The organism is Liquorilactobacillus satsumensis, from assembly GCF_964065465.1.
Taxonomy (GTDB): domain Bacteria; phylum Bacillota; class Bacilli; order Lactobacillales; family Lactobacillaceae; genus Liquorilactobacillus; species Liquorilactobacillus satsumensis.
In genome coordinates, this window is sequence record NZ_OZ061606.1 from 1,703,561 (window position 1) to 1,723,502 (window position 19,942).

Consider the following 19,942-nt stretch of genomic DNA (forward strand, 5'->3'; position numbering starts at 1 on the left):
AGTTGGTTTGCAATTTTGAGAAAACAGCTTTCAATCAGACGAAAGGAACATATAGATGGACAAATTTAAAGCACTTGTTTTAAATGCGCAAGAAGATCAAGTTACTTGTAGTTTAAGAACCGTTAAACTGCAAGCTCTATCAGCCGGAGAAGTATTGGTTAAAGTCGCATATTCTTCACTGAACTATAAAGACATGCTTGCTTTTCAAAAAGACGGTGGGGTAATTAAAAATTATCCGCTGATCCCTGGAATTGATCTAAGTGGTGTTGTCCTGGCTTCTGTTGATTCCAGTTTTAAACCGGGAGATCATGTTCTGGCAACCGGGTATGGACTAGGAGTCAACCATACCGGGGGCTTTGCGGAAATCGCTCGTCTTCCGGCTGCTTGGCTGCTTAAATTGCCTGATGGCTTGTCATTAAAACAAGCCATGCTTTTTGGAACTGCTGGCTTGACGGCCGCATTATCAATTAAAGAACTCTTGCATGCAGGTCTGCAACAGGATAGTAATCTTTTAATCACAGGAGCGACAGGCGGTGTCGGCAGTGTTGCAACCCGCATTTTAGCACATTTGGGATTCACTAAGCTGCATGCACTTGTCCGAAAAGATTACCAGGTTGAACTTGCAACATCTTTGGGAGCACAGCAAGTCATTAAGGCTACTGAAATTTTGAAGCACGGTTTACTTGAACGTCAAAGGTTTGACTATGTCTTGGAGACTGTCGGCGGGGAAGTGGCGGCCGCTTTACTCCCAAAGATTAGCTACAAAGGGGCAATGACTCTTTGTGGGAATGCAGGTGGAGTGGCATTAGCGACGAATGTATTACCATTTATTTTGCGTGCAGTTCGGCTAGTAGGGATTGATTCTGTTAATTATCCTCAGGTTCAACGAAGAGAAGTTTGGCAGTTGTTAGCCAATAAATGGAATGTTGCAAACCAATTGCTCTATAACGAGATTGACTTGGCTGAGGTTCCAACTGTGCTTGAGAAACTGAAACTGGGACATCATTATGGTAGAACGATTGTGGTGCTTGATCACACCTTAGATGCAGCAAAATAGTGAACTATCAAGCAGGCTTGAAGCATTTGAATCTGGCTGCAAAGGGAATGCGCTGGCTGCGATAGAATTTATAGTTTGATTTAGCTGGAAATGGGCTAATTAAACAGGTTTGGTAGCCAGCCTTTTTGCATTTAAGTGCGAGGCGTTCATATATTAGGGCTAAATTGGATTTGTAATTTACAGTTGGTATGCCAAACTTCTTGACTGGGAGGACAATTCGATGAGCGCATTCTTTTGAATAAAAAGTATTTATTTTCAGCAGTTATATAGTAAACTAACTTATTAGAGAAACAGTGCAAGGGTAATTTGAATGTTAACGCGAGCTCACGTGTGCTATGAGTAATTCGAAGTTAGGCGGAAGTTTCTCCTCAGCTCAGAACAGTTAATTACTAAAGTGTATTTTGTAAAATACTTGTAGAAGATAAGCGACATTATTAAACGATCAATGTTCAAGTTACTTTTATTTTGTAAAAAGTGTCTAATATACGTATCTAACAAGAAAGGAATAAAAAGTGAGGATCGGGTATTTACGCACAGATGCTGCTGTGGAAAAAGGAATACAGCAAAACAAATTATTAAAAAAAATAGGAGCCAAGCAATTTTACTTAGAAGCAGCAATTGTGGGGAAGTTTGAAAAAAAGTATTTACAGCAACTGTTGTTGGAGATTAAAGAAGGCGACGAACTTGTGATTGCCAGTCTTGAGCACTTAGGACAGACTCCGCGGGAACTGGTTAAAATTATTCAGGGTATTTATGAAAAGGGCGCAACTTTGGATATTCTTGACCTGCCAGCATTTAAGCAGGCCAAAGGTTCAGCGCAAAAGAGGGTTTTCACGAAGTTAGTTTTAGAAATGCAAGAATATCTTGTAGCCCAAGAACAAAAAATGCTTGAAACTAAACGGCAAGCAGGGATCGAACTTGCCAAAAAACACGGAATTTACAAGGGAAAACAGGTGGAATATGCTGCAAATGTACACAATCAGCAAAAGAGACTTGTTTTTGAACTGATTCAAAGGCTGTTAGCCAAAAAGGCACGCGGAGAAAGGATTTCTATCAGCGAAATTGCACGTAAAGCGGGTGTGACAAGACAGACAGTCTATAATATCAAACGTGATTTAACTGCTAGTATTAAAAATAAAAGAAGGTAGTTGCAGAATTACAAGAAAGTGAGTGTTGGGGTTTAATGGCAAAAAGGGGTAGGGGAAAAAGAAAAGTAAGTCTAATCAGTATGCTGATTGTCTTGATGGTCTTTGGCCTCACGCAAAATTGGCAAAAGCTTGAAAAAAGACTAGATGCATCTTTTACTATCGCGGGGACAACAGCAAAGACTGCTTCGAGCGCAAATAGCAATGAAGATACAATTAATAACACGACAGAATCCAGTTTGGTCAATCTGGATTACGTTGCTGGCAAAAGTGCGGTTATTAATGTTAATAACGATCGCAGTACTTTAAATTTTGCTGATTGGCACACTAATCAGGTTAATTATAGTAATTTAGATAATTTAAATAGAACTGCAAATGTTAATACGGCATATTTAGAAGCGCGCAATCTTGCAAATGATCTTTTGCGCGAACGGCAATATGTTCAACCAACTGGTTGGCATCAGAAGTATGTAAATAAAACTCCGATTATTAACCGTGGTCATTTAATTGCGTATTCGCTCTCAAAGGGAATTGCAAGCAATGGGCAATATGATACCAGTTTAGAAAGTGGAGATCAGAATAATCCCAAAAATTTATTTACACAAACAGCTTTTTCAAATCAAAAAATCCAAACAATTTACGAAAGCCGAATTAGAGATGCACTTAGGCGAGGGCATAAAGTGATTTTTGCCGCGCATGCAATTTTTCGAGGGAATGAACTAATGGCCCGGGGAGTTCAATTGCAGGCCATTTCAGATGATGGCAGTTTAAATTTTAATGTCTTTATTTTTAACGTTCAGCCAGGTGTGACCTTTGATTACGCAACAGGGCGTTCACGAATTGATAAACAAATGAAGGTTCCTTCACCGCCAAGTACACCGCGATTTCATAATTATTAAGCTGGAAATTTGCAATTAAAGATACAGCGTCCAGCTACTAAAACTCATTAATACGCAGATTGCAAAATAAATAGAGAGTGTGACATAAGTGAAGTGCCTTACAAAACTTGAGTGCTAACTCGAAATTACGAACATAGCGAGTACTTTGCTATGAGTAATTCGAAGTTAGACGGAGAATTTTGACTTATGGAACACGTTTAGCCGGAATAAAAGAGGAGCTGTGACAAAATTTAACTTTTGTCACAGCCCTTTTTTTATTCGACTTGTGAAATTATTCCAGCAATGTCATCTTTTGAAAAATCATGTGCACTAAACTCTGAATTGTCGACCGGCAAGTGCTGCTCAAGCGTATCGAAGGTTTGAACAAACAGAGTGCCTTCTGCAATCTTAAAATCGAGAACATGTCCGCCGATTGAATGATCTGAAGCTAAGAAATGATTGTGGTAGCCAGCAACAGCTGCTCCATTGAAAAGGGCAGGTGAATAGTAACTTAAAAAGGTACCAGTAACATCCTTGGCTTCAAAGATGCTTTGTTTTTGTGCAGTTTCGGCTAAAGTTGAAAAAGGACGTTCAGACTTAACGACTGCACGCGTCTTCATGTAACTGAACGTTCCTTTTACAAGGACAGAAAAGAAGGTGTTGGAATTAGGTCTGCCTTGGAGTGCAGCCTTTTCAAAATCTACAGGTGAAGCATTCGCAATTGTGGTTACTTTTTGATAGTCAGCGTAATGAGAGTTGGCAAAGGGCATTGTGAATTCTGGGGATACCAAGTTTACTTTTCCGGCACTATCAACTTGATATGCAATTCCGTCTAAGATAATCAATTCGCCATCAAGTCCTTCACCAGTACCAATTCCTGTATCACCATGTTTCAATAAATCTTCCATTTTTAGTGTTCCTGCAAGCAGGCCAGGGACTAGTAATGCAAGCGTCCCATGTTGGTAAAGAACATTTGTTTTTTTCATTGTTTATTCTGCCTCCTAAAAATTTTGTCTAAACGAGCAAGAAAAGTTCAGACAACTGCTACCATAAAAGATAATAACATAGTTAGTGAATTTTAAGGTATAAAAGACAAAAGTTATCTGTTTGTGATTTTTGTATGAAAAAGTTGGTAAAACCTTTTGCTATTAAGGGATACGCCTTGATTTTAAATAATTCTTTAGATACGATAAGCATGTAGTTTGTTACAATTAATAATATGAAATGTGGCAGGAAAGACTGCGACAGGGTGCTGCGTGAAATTGGTAACCGTGGCATGGAGGAAATAGAAACTTTTAAGGAGCAATTATTATGAAAATTTTGGTTGTAGATGACGATAAAGATATTGTAGAATTGCTGAGTATTTACATTAAAAATGAAGGATACGAGGTTGAAAAGGCATACAATGGTAAAGAAGCACTCACGAAAATTAACACTAACCCAGATATTGCGCTAATGATCTTAGACATTATGATGCCGCAAGTTGATGGTATTGAAGTGATTAAAGAGATTAGAAAGGATTCACAATTACCGGTTTTGATGCTTTCGGCTAAGACAAGTGACATGGACAAGATTCAAGGGTTAATTCAAGGCGCTGATGATTATGTAACTAAACCATTTAATCCGCTGGAAGTGATGGCCCGGGTCAAATCTTTGCTACGCCGTGCACAGCACGATGTTAAGAATGATGTTCCTGATATACTCGAAATTGGTCCGCTAATTATTAAGAAAGATTCACATGAAGTCGAGACAGTCGATGGCAAGTCCATTCAGTTGACTGCGCTTGAATTTGGGATTCTCTATCTTTTAGCAAGTCATCCTAACCGTGTGTTTTCTGCAGATGATATCTTTGAACGCGTTTGGCAGCAGGAGTCAGTTGTTTCTGCTAAGACTGTGATGGTACATGTCAGTCATTTGCGTGACAAGATTGAAGAAGCAACTGATGGGGAGAAGGTTATTCAAACTGTCTGGGGCGTAGGGTATAAAGTTGAATCTCACTAAGTAGATTAGAAATGGAGATAATGAAGTGAAACTCACAGCACGTGAAAAAAGTGAGCTGTTCGGCGAAGGTGTTGTGACCGTTATTCTACTCTTATTATTGAATCTATCCATTTATGTATTATTGGATCAGATGATTGAGTCCAATCCGGCGCTTGCAAATGGAATTTTTCAAATCAAGATGTCGCTTGCGTTTGGACCGAATCATATTCAATTTTGGAGTTGGGGTTGGGTATTTTTGTGTGTCATGCTGGTTGCGGATATCTTCATTGTGTACTGGAGATTAATTCGCAGATATCGGCAGATGCAGTTGCAACATGTTATTTATGAGCTGCATTATATTGCAGATGGGCATCTGGGACATCGGATTCCTTTTCAGCTTCAGGGAAATATGCAACGAGTAATTACGAGCATCAATGCACTGGTGGACAGCACGCTGCGCGCAATGGAAGATGAACGACGGATTGAACGCTCTAAGGATGAACTTGTGACAAATGTCAGTCATGATATCAGGACGCCGTTAACTTCAATCATTGGATATTTAGGGCTGATTGAGGATAAGCAGTATCATTCAGAAGAAGAGTTGCTTAAATACACGCACACCGCTTTTCTTAAGGCTAAGCAAATGAAACTGTTAGTAGAAGATCTGTTTGAATACACCAAGGTACGGCAACCTGCAACACCGCTTTCATTAACAAAGATTGATCTAAAACAATTGTTAGAACAATTGGCTGTCTCCTTTGAACTTGAAGCACATAAGAAAAAAATGGAGATTAAAACGGAAATTAGCGAAGATAAAATTATGATGGAAGCTGATGGAGAAAAATTGGTTCGAGTTTTTAATAACTTGGTTACAAATGCGCTTAAGTATGGAGTAGGTGGCAAACATATTTTTCTTAAGGCTGGTCATGTCAATGAAAGCGAACTGGTAGTGGAAGTTGCAAATGATGGCCCGGAGATTCCTAAAAAGGCGCTTTCACAGCTTTTTGACCGTTTTTATCGTGTCGAAAGTTCCCGTTCTAAGGAGACTGGTGGCAGTGGCTTAGGATTAGCAATTGCACTCAGCATAGTTGAACTGCATCACGGGTATCTTTATGTGGAATCTAACAAAAAAATGACTAGTTTCATTATGCATTTGCCTGTGAACCAAGAAGTTAAGTTAACGCGGCCTAAAAAGATAAAAAGTGCAGATTAGTCATTGTCAGACTAGTCTTTTTTCGCTATTCTAGAAGAGACTTGGAATTTTGAAAGGAAAGAAAAAAATGTTATTGAAAAAAATAAAGAAAGTTCTTTTGAGCTTAGTGGCTGCAGCCACAGTTTCAGCTACACTGACAGGGGCCTTTGGTGCAACAACCGTTAGTGCGGATACTACAAATGCACAGGAGTTGCAGCTTGATGCCAAAGCAGCAATCGCTGTCGACGCTAAAACTGGTCAAATTATTTATGGGAAAAATGAAAGTCAGTTGCTGCCAGTTGCGTCAATGACGAAGTTGGTTTCTATTTATTTAGTCTTGCAGGCTATCAAAGAAGGCAAGCTTTCATGGGATCAAAAAGTTTCCGTAGATGATGCTTCTTACCAAGTCAGCCAAAACACCTCATTATCAAACGTTCCTTTAAAGAAGGGCAATACATATACTGTTCGCCAGTTATATCAAGCTAGTCTGATCTATTCTGCAAATGGAGCGGTCATGACATTAGCTAATGCGGTTTCTGGTTCTCAAAAGGCCTTCGTTGATAAGATGCGGACATTGCTCAAGAGCTGGGGAATTAACGATGCTGAGATCTATACGGCTTCAGGTCTCGGAAATAATGAAATTGGGAACGCCAAGTATCCTGGCGCACCCACTAATGCTGAAAATAAGTTATCTGCAAAAGAGATGGCATTAGTCTCACAGAAATTATTAACTGACTATCCAGAGGTCTTGAAGACCACTAGTATTGCAAGAATGAAGTTCAATAATGGGACTAGTGAGACTGAGATGGAAAACTGGAACTGGATGCTTAAAGGACTGGCAAAAGCATACAGCGAACTGCCAGTCGATGGACTTAAGACAGGAACATCTGATAGTGCAGGAGCTGATTTTACAGGGACGGTCAATAAAGATGGACATCGGATCATCACAGTTGTTCTGGGAGCGCCTCATACAAGCGATACTGATGTTTCACGTTTCACCCAAACACAAAAGCTGATGTCATATGTCTACAACAATTTTACTTACACGACGATTAAGGCAAATCAAAGTTTCAAGGGTGCCCAACAACTGCCTGTTTATCACGGTAAAGAATTAAAAACTAAAGCTGTAACTAAAAATGCAACCGCCGTTTGGTTGAAAAACGGGCTCTCAACAGCTTCCCTGCAAGCAAGCTTGAAGGGCAATAAGAAGTTATATAAAAATGGTGGTCTTGAGGCTCCATTAGCTAAGAATAAGAATATCGGGACAATCTCCTTGCAAGTCAAGCAGCAGCCGTTAACGTACCTGAATGGAGCTACCAGCCTTAAATTGACTGCGACAAATACGCAAAAGATTGAAAAGGCAAATATTTTTGTGATTATGGGGCGGGCTATTAAAAACTTCTTTACTAATCTTTTTTAAGATTACATGAGCAAGTAAGGGTTTAGCTGCAATTCCAAAGCTTAGAATCTTCCAAGCCTGACTAGGGGCACGGTGATTCACAATAAATAAATAGGGGCTGTGACAAAATTTAACTTTTGTCACAGCTCCTATTTTATTCCGGATAAACGTGTTCCATAAGTCAAAATTCTCCGTCTAACTTCGAATTACTCATCGCAAAGTACTCGCTATGTTCGCAATTTCGAGTTAGTACTCAAATTTTCCCGACTTATGTCACACTCACTTTATTTATACTGCTGCAGCGCACTTTTAACTATTAAGCTCTGAGTGATAATTTACTAAGCTACCTGCTTTTTTACCATGGACGTAAAATAAAAGCAGCTCCAAAAAAGCTGATGATGAGAAAAAAGCACAAGCCCCATTGCCAGCGTGGCAAGCGGTCAGTAAAGGTAGTGCTGCGAGGATAGCCTTCTGAAAAGCCTTGGGAAGTCATTGCTTCAGCTAAATCGCCAGACCAATTAAGTGCCACAATGATTACACGCAGGTAAAGCGATGGTTGCCATGGGTAGTAATTTTTACCACGCATGCGGGCCGAATATTGAATCCGTTTGAATTGCAGCCGAATCCGCTCTAAAAGGTTAAAGGAGGCTAATAGGCCGTACACGAATGTCGCAGAAAGCTTGAGGTGCAGTGAGAGGCTTAATAGCAGTTCTTTAACTGAAACAGTGAGGGTAACTGCTGTTCCTAAGGTTAAGTACGCGTAGACACGAGTTCCATAGATCCAGGCATTGTGCCAGCGATCTCCGGTGCCAAACACGAGAAATGACCACCAACTTCCTAGAGCCAATGGAAATGCAATCAGGAATGTAAGGCTTAAAAGTCTGAAAGAAACGCGGCAATATATGAGATAACTCAGCCCACAGATGCAGACGACGATATTCAAGATTACACTCTGTGAAAAGGTGAGCTGTAATCCGATTCCTAGCATAATAAGAGCGAGAATAGTAGCATTCAGTCTTTTTTTATTTTTCATCAGAGTCACCTGCAAGCTGGAGCGTTTGATTCGCAAAATGAAGTTCATAATCCATGAACTCAGTCACTCCAAGACGTTGATGTGAAATTATCAAGCCACTTAGTCCAAGTGTAGTGACTGTGTCTTTGATTAAAGTCAGCAGTGTGTGCAATGATTGTGCATCAAGACCCGCGAAAGGTTCGTCGAAAAGCAAGACAGGCTGGCCCATGATTAACATTGAAAGGACTTGCAGTTTTTTTTGCTGGCCGCCCGAAAGCTGGTAGCAGACGTGGTCTTTTAAATGAGCAAGTTGCAAAGCTGTGAGTGCAGCATTAATTCTAGTAACGGTCCAATATTGTGGCCACAATGTGTTTTTACGTGAGAGTTCAAGTTCTTCATTAACATGCAGCTTAATAAATTGATCGGTGCTATTTTGAAAAATATTTGCAACCGTTTTGGCCCACTTGCGCCTACGCACGCGTGCAGCATTTTTTCCGTGATAATAGATGGTACCAGTATACTTTTTTTGCTGACCTAGAGCTGCAAAAAAAGTAGATTTTCCGACTCCGTTATCACCAGAAAGAAGGCCCAGCCGTCCTTGTGGCAGCCTGCAAGTACTATCTTTTAAGAGTAAGCGTTCTCTGGTTGCAAGCGAAAGCTTTTCCCACGAAAGCTGTCCTTGATTAAAAATCTGCGGGTCGGTAGTTACCTTTTTTTCGGTGGGTAGCGTCTGCAAGATACTCAAAGGCAATTTTTCAAGTCTAGAGGTCGGCGTTTTTAATTGATATACATGCTCAGCAATTCCAGCATACCCGGTTAACTCATGGTCAGAAAGCATGATTGTTTTATGCTGATTTTGTTGTAATTTAAGCAGCTCCTGTAATAACGTTGCTCTTCCATGAGCATCGACATTGGCAAAGGGTTCATCTAGCAGAATAATTTCACTGTCCATTGCTAGCACGGCTGCTAGTGCCACACGTTGCTGCTCGCCGCCAGAGAGTGTCAACAGCTCTCTTTTTTTGAAGGGAGTCAAGTCTAATTCCTCTAGGACCGCATTAATGCGTGTGGTAATCTGTTGTTGTGAAAATTGCAGATTTTCTAACACAAAAACAAGCTGTTCCTCCACAGTGCGCATGGCAAATTGCCTACTTGGGTTTTGAAAAAGCAGCGCAATTTTACGTGCACGTGCAAAAGGAACAACTGTGCTGACATCTTGGCCGTTTAGTAAGACTGCCCCGTTTGTTTTATAGCCACCGTATTGGGGATACAGACCCGCCATTAATTTGAAGAGCGTCGATTTACCGCTTCCAGAAGGCCCAACAAGCAAATTAAAACTGCCAGGTTCAAGCTTGAAATCTAAATTGTTAAAAAGTGCAGGTTGCTGCTGCGAATATGAAAAACTCAAAGCAGCGATCGTTAATTGTGTCATTTAGCTCATCAGTCCAGTTTTTTCAACTAATTGTTTAATCCAGTAAACTAGTACTCCCGCAAAGAAACCGATTGAGATAAAACGAATGACAAGGAGTGTCAGCAAGAGACTAACATGGTATGCACTGTAACCACTCTGAAACCAATCCCAGATAAAGGTCACAATTGTTGCTCCGATTGTTGAAAAGAGCAATCCGGTCTTATCCCAATTTTTATAGCCAGTGGCAGCAAAACCTAACTCATTACCAATTCCTTGAATAAATCCAGAGATCAAAGTTGCGGCACCCCAGCTTGAAAAAAGAAGCATTTCAACGGCTGCTGCAAGCAGTTCGCCGATTACAGTAGCCCCAATTTTTTTAAGCAAAATGCCTGCTAGTGGACCGGCCATAATCCAAACTCCCAAGGTCAGGTCATTTGCATAAGGCTTCAATGGTGTGGCCGCTAACGCATAATACGCGTAGCTCCAAACTTGATAAATAATTCCAAAGAAAATGGCAATGATAGCAAGAAAAATAACATCGCGTAATGACCATTTATTCTTTTTTCCAATAGTTTGCATGTTAAAGCTCTCCTTTTTTGATAAACAAAAAGGGTCGGTTTGGTATAAAAAAGCCACCATACTCAATGAGAATGATGGCAGCTTACGTTTGATCAAAAAGGTACTATTAATCATGTTAAGCTCCCTCCGCTGGCATTGTCCAGATCAGGTCGATGGGTAATTCTCAGCCAAAAGGCACCCCAGCTTGAATATCTTATTAATAACGATTTAAGTCTAGCAAAGATAGGCGGAAAAGTAAACCGTTATCATTATTTGGAAAAGGTCTGCTGTTAAAAGTAATCCAAGCGGTGGTTAAGTTAATAGGTTGAACGCTTGAACTTGTAGAATTAGTTGTCACTGAGCTTAAAGCTATCAGCATGATACAAGTTTGATAGCCAAAGGTGATGGGCCTTCTTTTTGATTAGTATTAAATGATAATTAGCGGTATAATACTAATGTAGTCTGCCGGCAGAGATTAGAGGTCTGTCGGCGCTTTTTGGATCAAGACTGCAGTGAAGGTTGTATCGGGGGTATTTTTAAGGAGGAGAGCTTATGAGTGAGGCACCAAAGAGCAGAGGAGCTAGGGACAAGCAAGTGATCGAGGTCAGCATCCTTGGAGAACCATTCAAAAAGAGTAGGCACGTTGCTTTTGTCTTTAACAGGCATCACTTTAAGGGAATTATTAAAAAACAGCTCAAAAACTCTGCAATCATTGATTTTGACAAAGAGTATAGTCAATCGAGTACTGCGCAAGAATTGAAACAAAAAGTTGTGATCAGTTATTCGAAGCTAAAGTTAGTTAAATAATAGATTAAAGGAAGATTATAGCAATGAAGAGTATCAGCCGAGCTTGGCTAAAGGTTCGTGAAAATACAACCCCAATTCAATTAATTGTGTGTGCGTATTTTGGGTTGATTATCATTACTTTTGCATTGTTAAGTCTTCCCTTTTTTCGCAATCCTGCGGGAGTTTCTTCCCCTTTGGATACATTTTTTATGGCGGTTTCAACGGTTAGTGTAACGGGGCTTACAACTGTCCCAATTAATGAAGTCTATAATAATTATGGCGTTGTTTTATTGGAAATTTTATTTCAGGTCGGTGGTTTAGGTGTCACGATGTTGGCAACGGTGGGGATGATCTTCACCAGACGGCGGATATCATTGCACCAACGACAGTTAATTCAGGTAGATATGAATCAGCCTAGGCTAAGTGGAACTGTCCGCTTGGTCTATTCTGTTTTTGGATTAATGATGGCTTTGCAACTATTTTTTGGAATTATTTTTGCAGGATATTTCTACCTAAAAAGTGATTTTTTAAATTTTAAAGAAGCACTTTTTGAGGGCTTCTATACATCTATTACTGCAGTGACCAATGCCGGGTTTGACATAACTGGTAGTTCGCTGCATCCATATCGCCATGATTACCTGTTTTTATTTTTTGTCATTGTATTGATTATTGTGGGTGGGATTGGCTTCCCAGTTTTAGCAGAATTGCGTGAATGGTTTTTATTTAGGTTTAATACCAAAAAAAGTGGAAGATTTCAGTTTTCCCTGTTTGTTAAACTCGCAGTTTTTTTTGCGGCACTCTTTTTTGTCTTAGGTGCGGTGCTCATCTTTCTAGCAGAACTGCAGGGAAAATTTGCAAGCCAACCACTGAGTGAAAAAGTTATGACGGCTTTATTCTATAGTGCCTCGACACGTAATGCCGGGTTGCAGTTGGATGCTTTGACTGATTTTCGTCCCGTAACATTGTTGCTTTTTTCACTGCTGATGTTCATTGGGGCAAGTCCCAGCTCAGTTGGCGGCGGAGTACGGACAACGACAATTGGGATTCTTTTATTGTATCTATATTCTTTTATTCGGGGAAGAAAGGATGTCAACATTTTTGGGCGGCGGATTGGGCATGACGATATTCAAAAAGCAGTTGTTGTGGTTAATCTTTCCTTGCTTTTGTGTGGCCTTGCAGTGTTGCTCCTTGCTGCAACAGAAAAGCAATCTTTGATAGCCTTGATTTTTGAAGTTGCGTCGGCTTTTGGAACAACGGGACTGTCTTTGGGAATTACCGGATCACTTAGTGTAGTGGGAAAGATTGTAATTATTGTATTGATGTTTATTGGGCGTGTTGGAATGTTGTATATGTTAATGTTGTTTATTTCTAAAAAGGAGCAGGAAGCTAATTATATGTATCCGGTAGAACAGGTTATTATCGGATAATGTTAACTTTAGAGAAGTGCTTTAAGAAAACAGCAAAAGTTAAAAAGTGTTAAAATGTTAATATTCGTTAATTAAGAGAGTGAAAGGCAGATGACGTTTTGCAATGCTTGATAAGATTTTTTACAAGAAGATGTTAAGTAAATCATTTAATATTCCCGTCAGAATTAATTACTGGGATGGAACAAGCGAGGAATACGGACAGGGTGAACCTGAGGTAACAATTACATTCAAAGAGGCAGTCCCCATAAAAGATCTCTTACGGAATGCTTCAATTGCTTTGGGGGAAGCTTATATGGATGGTAGAATCCAGATTGAAGGCTCAATTCAAAGACTGGTTAAATCAGCGTATGAAGCGCATGACAGTTTCTTCTACAACAGTAAATTAAAACATTTTTTGCCTAAACAATCTCATTCAGAGCGTCACAGCAAAGATGATGTGCAAAGCCATTATGATTTAGGAAATGAATTTTATCGGTTGTGGCTTGATCCCACGATGACCTATTCTTGTGCCTATTTTGAAAGTGAAAACGACACGCTTGAGCAAGCTCAGCTGAATAAGGTACATCATATTATTAAAAAACTCCATCCGCAACCCGGCAAGACGTTGTTAGACATTGGCTGTGGCTGGGGGACATTGATGCTGACTGCTGCAAAAGAATATGGATTAGATGTCTCAGGAATTACCTTAAGTGAGGAACAGTACAAATTCGTACAACAACGAATTAAGGATGAGGGACTCGAAGCTCATGCACACGTATATCTTGAAGATTATCGTGAGTTAAAGCACGGACCTTTTGACTACATTACGAGTGTCGGAATGTTTGAACATGTTGGTGAAGATAATCTGGAAACTTATTTCCAAACGGTAGCTGATTATCTCAGCGACGATGGAGTAGCGCTGATTCATGGCATTACAAGACAACAAGGTGGAGCCTATAATGGTTGGATCAATCAATACATTTTCCCAGGTGGATACATTCCAGGAATGACTGAGAATTTGGAACACATTGTAGCTGCCGGAATGCAGGTCTTTGATTTAGAGACTTTGCGGCGTCATTATCAACGCACACTAGAGATTTGGGAGCGAAATTTTAAGCAAAACATTGCTAAAATTTCAGAGAGCAAAGATCGTAAATTTATTCGCATGTGGGATCTGTATTTGCAAGCATGTGCAGCTTCTTTTGAAGCCGGGAATATTGACGTAATTCAGTATTTAATCTCTAAAGGACCAAGCGGCAAAAATCTGCCTAAAACGCGTGATTATATTTATACTAAGTAAAACAAAAAGCCTTAAGCAGGCAAGTAGCGACCAATAGCTCAAGACTGGGTAATTAAACGCTTAATGTGGAGCTTAAAAAATAAGACTAAGAGATTGGGGGCTTTGACAAAAGTTAAATTTTGTCAAAGTCCCTCTTTTATTCCGGATAAACGTGTTCCATAAGTCAAAATTCTCCGTCTAACTTCGAATTACTCATAGCAAAGTACCCGCTATGTTCGTAATTTCGAGTTAGTACTCAAATTTTCCCGACTTATGTCACACTCTTTTTCTAGTTATTCTGCATAAACGTATTCCATAAGTCAAAATTTTGCGAATAATTCCGCATGACGCATCGTCAAGACCAAAGTTTGGTTGCAAGTGCGAATTAAGCTGCAAATTTTACCGATATAACTTATTGTTTTCTTTTGCTGCGTTGAGTTATACTTTCTTACGTTTCTGGCGGTGATACCACCAAAACGCCAGAACTGCCACGAGCAAAACTATTAATAGTAGTAATTTGCCATAGCCTTCGATTGTTGTAACAATATGCGGCCAGGCATGTCCTGCAAGGCGGCCAACTAGAATCAACACAGTGTTCCAGATGAGGGTCCCTAAAGTTGAAAAGAGCAGAAACCTTCCAAGAGGATAGCCAGACATCCCGGCAGGAAGAGAAATTAAGCTGCGAATCAGGGGAATGAAGCGGCCAAAAAAGACAGCTTGCCCACCATGACGTTTGAAAAAAGCGGCTGCACGCGCTACGTCACTGGGTTTTAAATGTAGCAATTTACCGGTTCTACCTGCGAGGAGTCTTTCAAGGCGTTTGGCAGAGAGTAGACGCCCAAGGGCATAGAGAACAAGTGCACCGATTACGGCACCAATCGTTGCAGCAATGATTGTTCCGGTGACACTTAGCCGGCTTGAAAGCGTAATAAAACCTGAAAATGTGAGAATTACTTCTGAAGGAATCGGGGGAAAAATATTTTCAAGTGCAATTAAAGCGGCAATTCCAAAATAGCCATATTGATTGATGAGGTCGGTTAATGTCGCTGTATTCATCTTGTCCTCCTAAAGATTCGTTTTGCTAATTGTACCCAACTGGAGATGGAAGGGTCAAATATAATGGAAAAACTATCTGCTCCAGTTGAGAAATTAACTTTTTAATTACTAAAAAATGGTATAATATCATCTGATAGACACGAAAGCGGGGGATCGGTAAATGGGCAGGAAAGCATGGCTGATTGTTACTTTGATTATTGCAGTCATTTTCATTGGCTACGGTTATACAAAACATGTTGAAACTGCGCAGTATTATCGTGGGGCTTTTAATGCGGGTGAAAAAGCAATTGAAAGCTCTAAGTACATGCAAGCAGAGAATCATTTTCGTGATGCTTTGAAAAAAAAGCCCAACGATAAAGCAGCTAATGCACACCTGACCCAGGTCGTTAAATATCGTGCCGGCTTGAAATGGGTTAAAAAGGGAAGTTACACACGTGCACGGCAGCTGTTTCATGAGGTCACTCAAGTTGAGAATGGCTCACAAACACTGGTGAGAAGGGCGGCCTCTAACGAAACTGAGCTAAAGGAAGTTCTGCATGAACTTGACATTTTTGAAAAAAATTATCAACGAGCTAAGATTTTAGCGACTAATTATGAGTATACGGCTTCTAATACTAAATTAGCGGTTATCTTGGGCTACGGTAATATTGATCAGCATTATTATGATGAGATTCGAAAAAAGGCAAAGAAGCTGCAAAGCAGTAACGATCGAGTCTTAGCAGCACTGGGATATCATGTCACAGGAGCTGACAGTTCAAGCTCAGACACTGACGAAAATACACTTTTACCAAGAAGTCAGGGGACAACAAGTAGCGGAGTCACCTCGGCTGTTGGTAAAATCACTAAAAAACAGTTACAGCAAGCACGTCGGGATTTGGACCATGAAGGTGTTGATTCTAAAGCATTTACTGATCGGGATGTGCGCGAGGTCATTACTAGAGCACGGGAGCAAAATGTCAGTGTGCGTGAAATCGCCCGCGAATTCAAATAGGTATTGGTGGATGCATCGTTAATTGGATGCTGAAGCAGTGTTTAAAAAAAGAAAACAAATTTAGTTTGGATAATCTAAAAAATAAGGGGCTGGACCAAAAGTGAAATTTTAGTCTAGCTCCTTTACTTATTTCGGATAACCGTGTTCCATAAGTCAAAATTTTTCGTCTAACCTCGAATTACTCAAATTTTACCGACTTATGGCATACTCTCTTTGTTTGATTACAGAAAAATTATTCAGTCCAAGGCAGTTAGTTGGACACTGGTTGTCGGCATTGCGATTGCGCCTGCTGTATCTAAGCCTGTGAGTGCGCTACCAGCCATTTTCCTGCTTGTTTTTGCAATGTATGAGTTCTTTGACCAGCTCTGTTATAGTATACAAGTAATTTTGTTGCAGGCGAATATTGAAAACCGGTTTTCATTGCACCTGTTTGCTTGTCGAAATAATACCATTTGCCGTTAATCTTCTGACACCCATACTGCATCTGTCCCGCTGCATTAAAATAAGCAACTTTTTGGGTATCAGGGAGATAACGCAGACCGGTTTTTAGGGCTCCCGTTGTGTTATCAAAGAGGTACCACTGACCATCAATCTGGTGTGATCCGAACTGCATTTGTCCCTGTTTGTTAAAGTAGACAGTCTTTCTTTGAAGTTTAAGGTACTGAAATCCGGTTTGCATAACGCCACTGTGCTTATCAAAAAGATACAAGTGGCCACCAATTTTTTTGAGACCATACTGCAACTTTCCATTTTCATCAAGGTAGACAACCTGCTCAGGGGTAAGAGAATGAAAACCAGTTTGCATTATGCCGCTCTTCTTGTCGAAGAAATACCAATCATTACGCAACTTTCTCATCCCCCTTTGTAAGGAACCAGCTTGTGAAAAGTAATAGGTGGAATTGCCAATTTTTTGCAATCCAGTCAGTTGTTGCCCTTGTGAGTTATAATACTGAGTTGCACCTTGGGTTGTTTGCCAGCCACTTTGTTTTTGCCCGGTAAGGCCATTCAGTCGGTAAGTCTGATTAGCAATTTTAGCTTGAACGGCGTATGCGGGAACTTGACCGCTAATCGTGGTAATAAAACTTTCAATCTTTCCTGGAATAGTTAAGGCAGACCGCTTAGGCTTTTGAATTTGATAACCAGATGTGTTTTGGGCGTATTCTTCTTCGTTACTATTCAAGCTTTCAGCATTTTCCTCAGGAACAGCTTCTTCTTTGATAATTCTGGTTGTAATCCCATGGAACCAGTTGTTGTTGACAGTAAATCTGAAAAAAAGTTCAATGGTAGACTGTGCTTGCTGCAGTGCTGCGTTGATTTTTTGAGAACTGTCATGGATGGTCCAGGAATGATCGGACTTAAGCACACCCTTAGCGCGCATTTGATTAAGATAATCTACTTGGGTATTTTTAGTCACAACTTTATTTTCAATGACAGTTACCAAATTTTCGGCGACGGTTTCGGTCTGTTGTTGTGACGGCTTTTTTTCAGGTTCGGCTGTATTATTCAGCAAATTCCAAAAGCTTGTTGCAGGGATTGAATTTGTTGTAGCTTCATGTGTAGAGCTTGTAGAAGCAGCTGTATCAGGCGAGATCGCAGAGACGGCAGAAGCAGAAGAAACCTTTTTAACAGATTGGCTAACAGTATTTTCGGAGCTTGTTTTTGCTGAAGAAAGAGGGCTGCTGGCAACTGCTGTACTTTGAGGGATCACTGTGCTGGAACTTGTGCTCGTGATAGATGACGAGTTTGTAGCTGAACTGGTTGTGTCTTTAGTTGTCTTCTCCTTGGTACTACTAGTATTCGAACTGCTGGAGTTTGCACTTGAACTTGTACTTGAAGCATAAGTTGTATCTGCACTTGAGGTTTTAGCAGCATCACTTTTGGCCGAAGTAGCTGAATTAGAACTGACAGTACTAGCAGTCGTACTAGTTGTTTGTTTTGCTTGTTCGGCAGAATTTTTTGAAGTTGCAGAACTACTGGTTTCTGAAGTCGCAGTGCTAGTTGTTTGGGAATTTGAGTGTGAACTGCTGCTGATATCTGTTGCAGAGCTACTGTTTGTAGAACTTGAAAGGCTGCTGTTAGAACTTGTAGTTGAGTCGCTGACAAGGTCGGAATTATCAGCGTGAGCTCCTAAGTAAGCAGTAGCTAGCAAGAGAGAAAAAGCAGTTGCAAACAAAATTGAAGGACGTTCAACTCCTCTATGTCTGAGTGATTTCTTGCGGAACAACGGCATCAAATTAACTTCCCTTCTTACGTGCATTTTACTGAACACTGGACTTTAAGTTATGTTATTTGGCGTTTAAGTAAGATCATTTTGAGGGATTCCAAAACAGTTGCTTGGCAATTTTGAAATCAACTGGAGGGGATAGAAAAGACTGAAAAAACAATATTAAGGGTCATTACATAAAATTTTACACGTGAAATTCCACGTACTAGGATTATGACAGTTACTTAAGTGCATGATAGCATAATGCGCTGTGAACGGGCAAATAACTTAACTGTTAATTAAAGAAGTGCCGACACCCTGCGTTTAGCTTCCGTAGACTAAGTCCAGCATTACAAAGTAACCTGGGTTTGGTTACACGTAATGCTGGCTTAGGCATTCAGAGAGTGCTGAGAGCAGTAATCGTTAAAATGTAAAATAAAAAAGGGCTGGACCAAAAGTGAAGTTTTAGTCTAGCTCTTTTAATTATTCCGGATAAACGTGGTCCATAAGTCAAAATTTTTCGTCTAACCTCGAAGTACTCAAATTTTACCGACTTATGTCACACTCTCTGATTGTACGATTTTTAAAGAGTTTGGTTGAAGAACAAAAGCGTGCGGCTAGTTGGAGAAAGGCTAATCTTAGTTAATCCAGCATTTAAAGGTTCATTGAGACTGGTCAGATGATTGATGCCTAGGACAGCATTCAACATTAACTTGATAGTGAACCCATGGCTCGCAACTAGGAGTGTCTGTTGTGGATATGTTTGTGCAAGTTCAGTGAAGAAGCTGTCAAGCCGTGCAGTTACAGTTTGAAAATCTTCACCATGCGAAAGTTTTTCGGAACCAGGAAGCAGGTTGAATTGATCATCGAAAAATTCTGAGTATTTTCGATGGATATCGGCTTCAAGTTGCCCATCCCAGTCACCATAGTCAAATTCACGCAAGCGGGAATCGAAGATGGTTGTTGCATGCGGCGCAATGAGTTGAGCTGTTTGAGCCGCACGTAAAAGCGGACTAGCGAAGACCAGATCAAAGTGAATTGCGGTAGTGGCTGCCAATTTTTGACGGACTGTCAAAGCCTGTTGGCGGCCTTTAGCAGTCAACGGCGTGTCGATTTGACTACCTTGCAAGATTCCAGCAGCGTTTGCTTCGCTTTGACCGTGACGGATAATATAGAGAGTTGTCATGATGGACCTCCAGTAAAATTTCTGTTGTTTTTAGGATAAGCAATCCTTAGAGCAAAAGCAAATCCTTTTTTTCACAGCAGGTGTATCCTAAAAATAAATAATAAATTAGCTGGTAAATAATCACTTTTAGGAGGGGAACAAGATGCAAGAAATGAAAGCAATTTTTACAAGGATTGAAGAACAACTGAAAAAGCAACCTAGTGAGAGCCAGTTTTCTTTACCAGAATTATATGGTGAAGCGGACTGGCAGCAACTCTATATCGGCACACGTGTACAAGCAGGTAACCTTTTTCGCAGAGAAGTTCTCGCTGGACATTATCCAACGCTGCGATTATTGGCGACTAAAGATCGTAAGCAGCGAAGTTGTTATCGCAAAGTGTAAATTATAAGATCTTTTTCAAGATGC

Annotated in this window: 18 protein-coding genes and 1 riboswitch; of the genes, 11 read left to right on the forward strand and 7 right to left on the reverse strand. The window is 40.3% G+C overall.

Going from position 1 to position 19,942, the window contains the following annotated elements; translation table 11 throughout:
* The first annotated feature begins 55 nt into the window (after positions 1–55).
* The 3 genes from AB3Y88_RS07910 to AB3Y88_RS07920 all read left to right on the forward strand — a co-directional run bounded on the left by AB3Y88_RS07910 (position 56) and on the right by AB3Y88_RS07920 (position 3,101).
* Positions 56–1,057: a YhdH/YhfP family quinone oxidoreductase gene (locus tag AB3Y88_RS07910; RefSeq protein WP_228888812.1), complete on the forward strand. Its 1,002-nt coding sequence runs from the start codon at positions 56–58 to the stop codon at positions 1,055–1,057.
* A gap of 512 nt (positions 1,058–1,569) precedes the next feature.
* Positions 1,570–2,205, forward strand: coding sequence for a recombinase family protein (locus tag AB3Y88_RS07915; protein WP_228888814.1), 636 nt, complete (start codon positions 1,570–1,572; stop codon positions 2,203–2,205).
* Positions 2,206–2,240: 35 nt separating this feature from the next.
* Complete coding sequence (locus AB3Y88_RS07920; protein ID WP_056960406.1) at positions 2,241–3,101, forward strand: DNA/RNA non-specific endonuclease; 861 nt, start codon at positions 2,241–2,243, stop codon at positions 3,099–3,101.
* A gap of 254 nt (positions 3,102–3,355) precedes the next feature.
* Here the strand turns inward: AB3Y88_RS07920 and budA are convergent, their stop codons facing one another.
* Entirely contained in the window at positions 3,356–4,066 is a 711-nt protein-coding gene (gene budA / locus AB3Y88_RS07925; RefSeq protein ID WP_056960404.1) for an acetolactate decarboxylase, read from the reverse strand.
* Positions 4,067–4,391: 325 nt separating this feature from the next.
* Here budA and AB3Y88_RS07930 point away from each other — a divergent pair, with 325 nt between their 5' ends.
* From AB3Y88_RS07930 to AB3Y88_RS07940, 3 genes are read left to right on the forward strand one after another with little or no spacing between them, the layout of a single operon-like run.
* Positions 4,392–5,081, forward strand: a complete 690-nt coding sequence (locus AB3Y88_RS07930; RefSeq protein ID WP_056960402.1) for a response regulator transcription factor — start codon at positions 4,392–4,394, stop codon at positions 5,079–5,081.
* A gap of 25 nt (positions 5,082–5,106) precedes the next feature.
* Positions 5,107–6,273, forward strand: coding sequence for a cell wall metabolism sensor histidine kinase WalK (locus AB3Y88_RS07935; RefSeq protein WP_056960400.1), 1,167 nt, complete (start codon positions 5,107–5,109; stop codon positions 6,271–6,273).
* Positions 6,274–6,322: 49 nt separating this feature from the next.
* A complete protein-coding gene (locus tag AB3Y88_RS07940) occupies positions 6,323–7,672 on the forward strand; it encodes a serine hydrolase (RefSeq protein ID WP_228888816.1) in 1,350 nt (449 codons plus the stop codon).
* A 334-nt stretch (positions 7,673–8,006) separates the two neighbouring features.
* On the opposite strand, the gene AB3Y88_RS07945 is transcribed toward AB3Y88_RS07940, so the two are convergent.
* The 3 genes from AB3Y88_RS07945 to AB3Y88_RS07955 form a co-directional block, all read right to left on the reverse strand.
* Positions 8,007–8,468, reverse strand: coding sequence for a hypothetical protein (locus AB3Y88_RS07945; protein WP_324250763.1), 462 nt, complete (start codon positions 8,466–8,468; stop codon positions 8,007–8,009).
* A 205-nt stretch (positions 8,469–8,673) separates the two neighbouring features.
* A complete protein-coding gene (locus tag AB3Y88_RS07950; protein WP_228888820.1) occupies positions 8,674–10,092 on the reverse strand; it encodes an ATP-binding cassette domain-containing protein in 1,419 nt (472 codons plus the stop codon).
* On the reverse strand, positions 10,093–10,650 hold the full coding sequence (locus tag AB3Y88_RS07955; RefSeq protein ID WP_056961664.1) for an ECF transporter S component: 558 nt from the start codon (positions 10,648–10,650) through the stop codon (positions 10,093–10,095). It lies immediately after the preceding gene.
* Positions 10,651–10,754: 104 nt separating this feature from the next.
* A riboswitch (TPP riboswitch) is annotated at positions 10,755–10,842 on the reverse strand.
* 339 nt (positions 10,843–11,181) lie between these two features.
* On the opposite strand from AB3Y88_RS07955, the gene AB3Y88_RS07960 reads away from it, so the two are divergent.
* The 3 genes from AB3Y88_RS07960 (at position 11,182) to AB3Y88_RS07970 (ending at position 14,121) form a co-directional block, all read left to right on the forward strand.
* Positions 11,182–11,436, forward strand: coding sequence for a hypothetical protein (locus AB3Y88_RS07960; protein ID WP_054757724.1), 255 nt, complete (start codon positions 11,182–11,184; stop codon positions 11,434–11,436).
* 23 nt (positions 11,437–11,459) lie between these two features.
* Positions 11,460–12,842: a TrkH family potassium uptake protein gene (locus AB3Y88_RS07965; protein WP_228888822.1), complete on the forward strand. Its 1,383-nt coding sequence runs from the start codon at positions 11,460–11,462 to the stop codon at positions 12,840–12,842.
* 103 nt (positions 12,843–12,945) lie between these two features.
* Positions 12,946–14,121: a cyclopropane-fatty-acyl-phospholipid synthase family protein gene (locus AB3Y88_RS07970; RefSeq protein ID WP_056961660.1), complete on the forward strand. Its 1,176-nt coding sequence runs from the start codon at positions 12,946–12,948 to the stop codon at positions 14,119–14,121.
* A gap of 417 nt (positions 14,122–14,538) precedes the next feature.
* Here AB3Y88_RS07970 and AB3Y88_RS07975 read toward each other — a convergent pair whose 3' ends face one another.
* Entirely contained in the window at positions 14,539–15,156 is a 618-nt protein-coding gene (locus AB3Y88_RS07975; RefSeq protein WP_228888825.1) for a DedA family protein, read from the reverse strand.
* A gap of 160 nt (positions 15,157–15,316) precedes the next feature.
* Here AB3Y88_RS07975 and AB3Y88_RS07980 point away from each other — a divergent pair, with 160 nt between their 5' ends.
* Positions 15,317–16,147, forward strand: coding sequence for a hypothetical protein (locus tag AB3Y88_RS07980; protein ID WP_056961657.1), 831 nt, complete (start codon positions 15,317–15,319; stop codon positions 16,145–16,147).
* 295 nt (positions 16,148–16,442) lie between these two features.
* On the opposite strand, the gene AB3Y88_RS07985 is transcribed toward AB3Y88_RS07980, so the two are convergent.
* The gene (locus AB3Y88_RS07985; RefSeq protein ID WP_228888827.1) at positions 16,443–18,377 is read right to left on the reverse strand and encodes an N-acetylmuramoyl-L-alanine amidase family protein; all 1,935 of its coding nucleotides are present in this window, start codon (positions 18,375–18,377) and stop codon (positions 16,443–16,445) included.
* 556 nt (positions 18,378–18,933) lie between these two features.
* Positions 18,934–19,536, reverse strand: coding sequence for a histidine phosphatase family protein (locus AB3Y88_RS07990; RefSeq protein ID WP_054757728.1), 603 nt, complete (start codon positions 19,534–19,536; stop codon positions 18,934–18,936).
* A 142-nt stretch (positions 19,537–19,678) separates the two neighbouring features.
* Here AB3Y88_RS07990 and AB3Y88_RS07995 point away from each other — a divergent pair, with 142 nt between their 5' ends.
* On the forward strand, positions 19,679–19,918 hold the full coding sequence (locus AB3Y88_RS07995; protein WP_054757729.1) for a DUF1413 domain-containing protein: 240 nt from the start codon (positions 19,679–19,681) through the stop codon (positions 19,916–19,918).
* Positions 19,919–19,942 lie beyond the last annotated feature (24 nt).

Excerpts from the sequence above, each read along its gene's own strand:
- AB3Y88_RS07910 (WP_228888812.1), top strand. The coding sequence starts at position 56 with ATGGACAAATTTAAAGCACTTGTTTTAAATGCGCAAGAAGATCAAGTT.
- AB3Y88_RS07920 (WP_056960406.1), top strand. The coding sequence starts at position 2,241 with ATGGCAAAAAGGGGTAGGGGAAAAAGAAAAGTAAGTCTAATCAGTATG.
- budA (WP_056960404.1), bottom strand. The coding sequence starts at position 4,066 with ATGAAAAAAACAAATGTTCTTTACCAACATGGGACGCTTGCATTACTA.
- AB3Y88_RS07930 (WP_056960402.1), top strand. The coding sequence starts at position 4,392 with ATGAAAATTTTGGTTGTAGATGACGATAAAGATATTGTAGAATTGCTG.
- AB3Y88_RS07950 (WP_228888820.1), bottom strand. The coding sequence starts at position 10,092 with ATGACACAATTAACGATCGCTGCTTTGAGTTTTTCATATTCGCAGCAG.
- AB3Y88_RS07955 (WP_056961664.1), bottom strand. The coding sequence starts at position 10,650 with ATGCAAACTATTGGAAAAAAGAATAAATGGTCATTACGCGATGTTATT.
- AB3Y88_RS07960 (WP_054757724.1), top strand. The coding sequence starts at position 11,182 with ATGAGTGAGGCACCAAAGAGCAGAGGAGCTAGGGACAAGCAAGTGATC.
- AB3Y88_RS07965 (WP_228888822.1), top strand. The coding sequence starts at position 11,460 with ATGAAGAGTATCAGCCGAGCTTGGCTAAAGGTTCGTGAAAATACAACC.
- AB3Y88_RS07970 (WP_056961660.1), top strand. The coding sequence starts at position 12,946 with ATGCTTGATAAGATTTTTTACAAGAAGATGTTAAGTAAATCATTTAAT.
- AB3Y88_RS07975 (WP_228888825.1), bottom strand. The coding sequence starts at position 15,156 with ATGAATACAGCGACATTAACCGACCTCATCAATCAATATGGCTATTTT.
- AB3Y88_RS07980 (WP_056961657.1), top strand. The coding sequence starts at position 15,317 with ATGGGCAGGAAAGCATGGCTGATTGTTACTTTGATTATTGCAGTCATT.
- AB3Y88_RS07985 (WP_228888827.1), bottom strand. The coding sequence starts at position 18,377 with ATGCCGTTGTTCCGCAAGAAATCACTCAGACATAGAGGAGTTGAACGT.
- AB3Y88_RS07990 (WP_054757728.1), bottom strand. The coding sequence starts at position 19,536 with ATGACAACTCTCTATATTATCCGTCACGGTCAAAGCGAAGCAAACGCT.
- AB3Y88_RS07995 (WP_054757729.1), top strand. The coding sequence starts at position 19,679 with ATGCAAGAAATGAAAGCAATTTTTACAAGGATTGAAGAACAACTGAAA.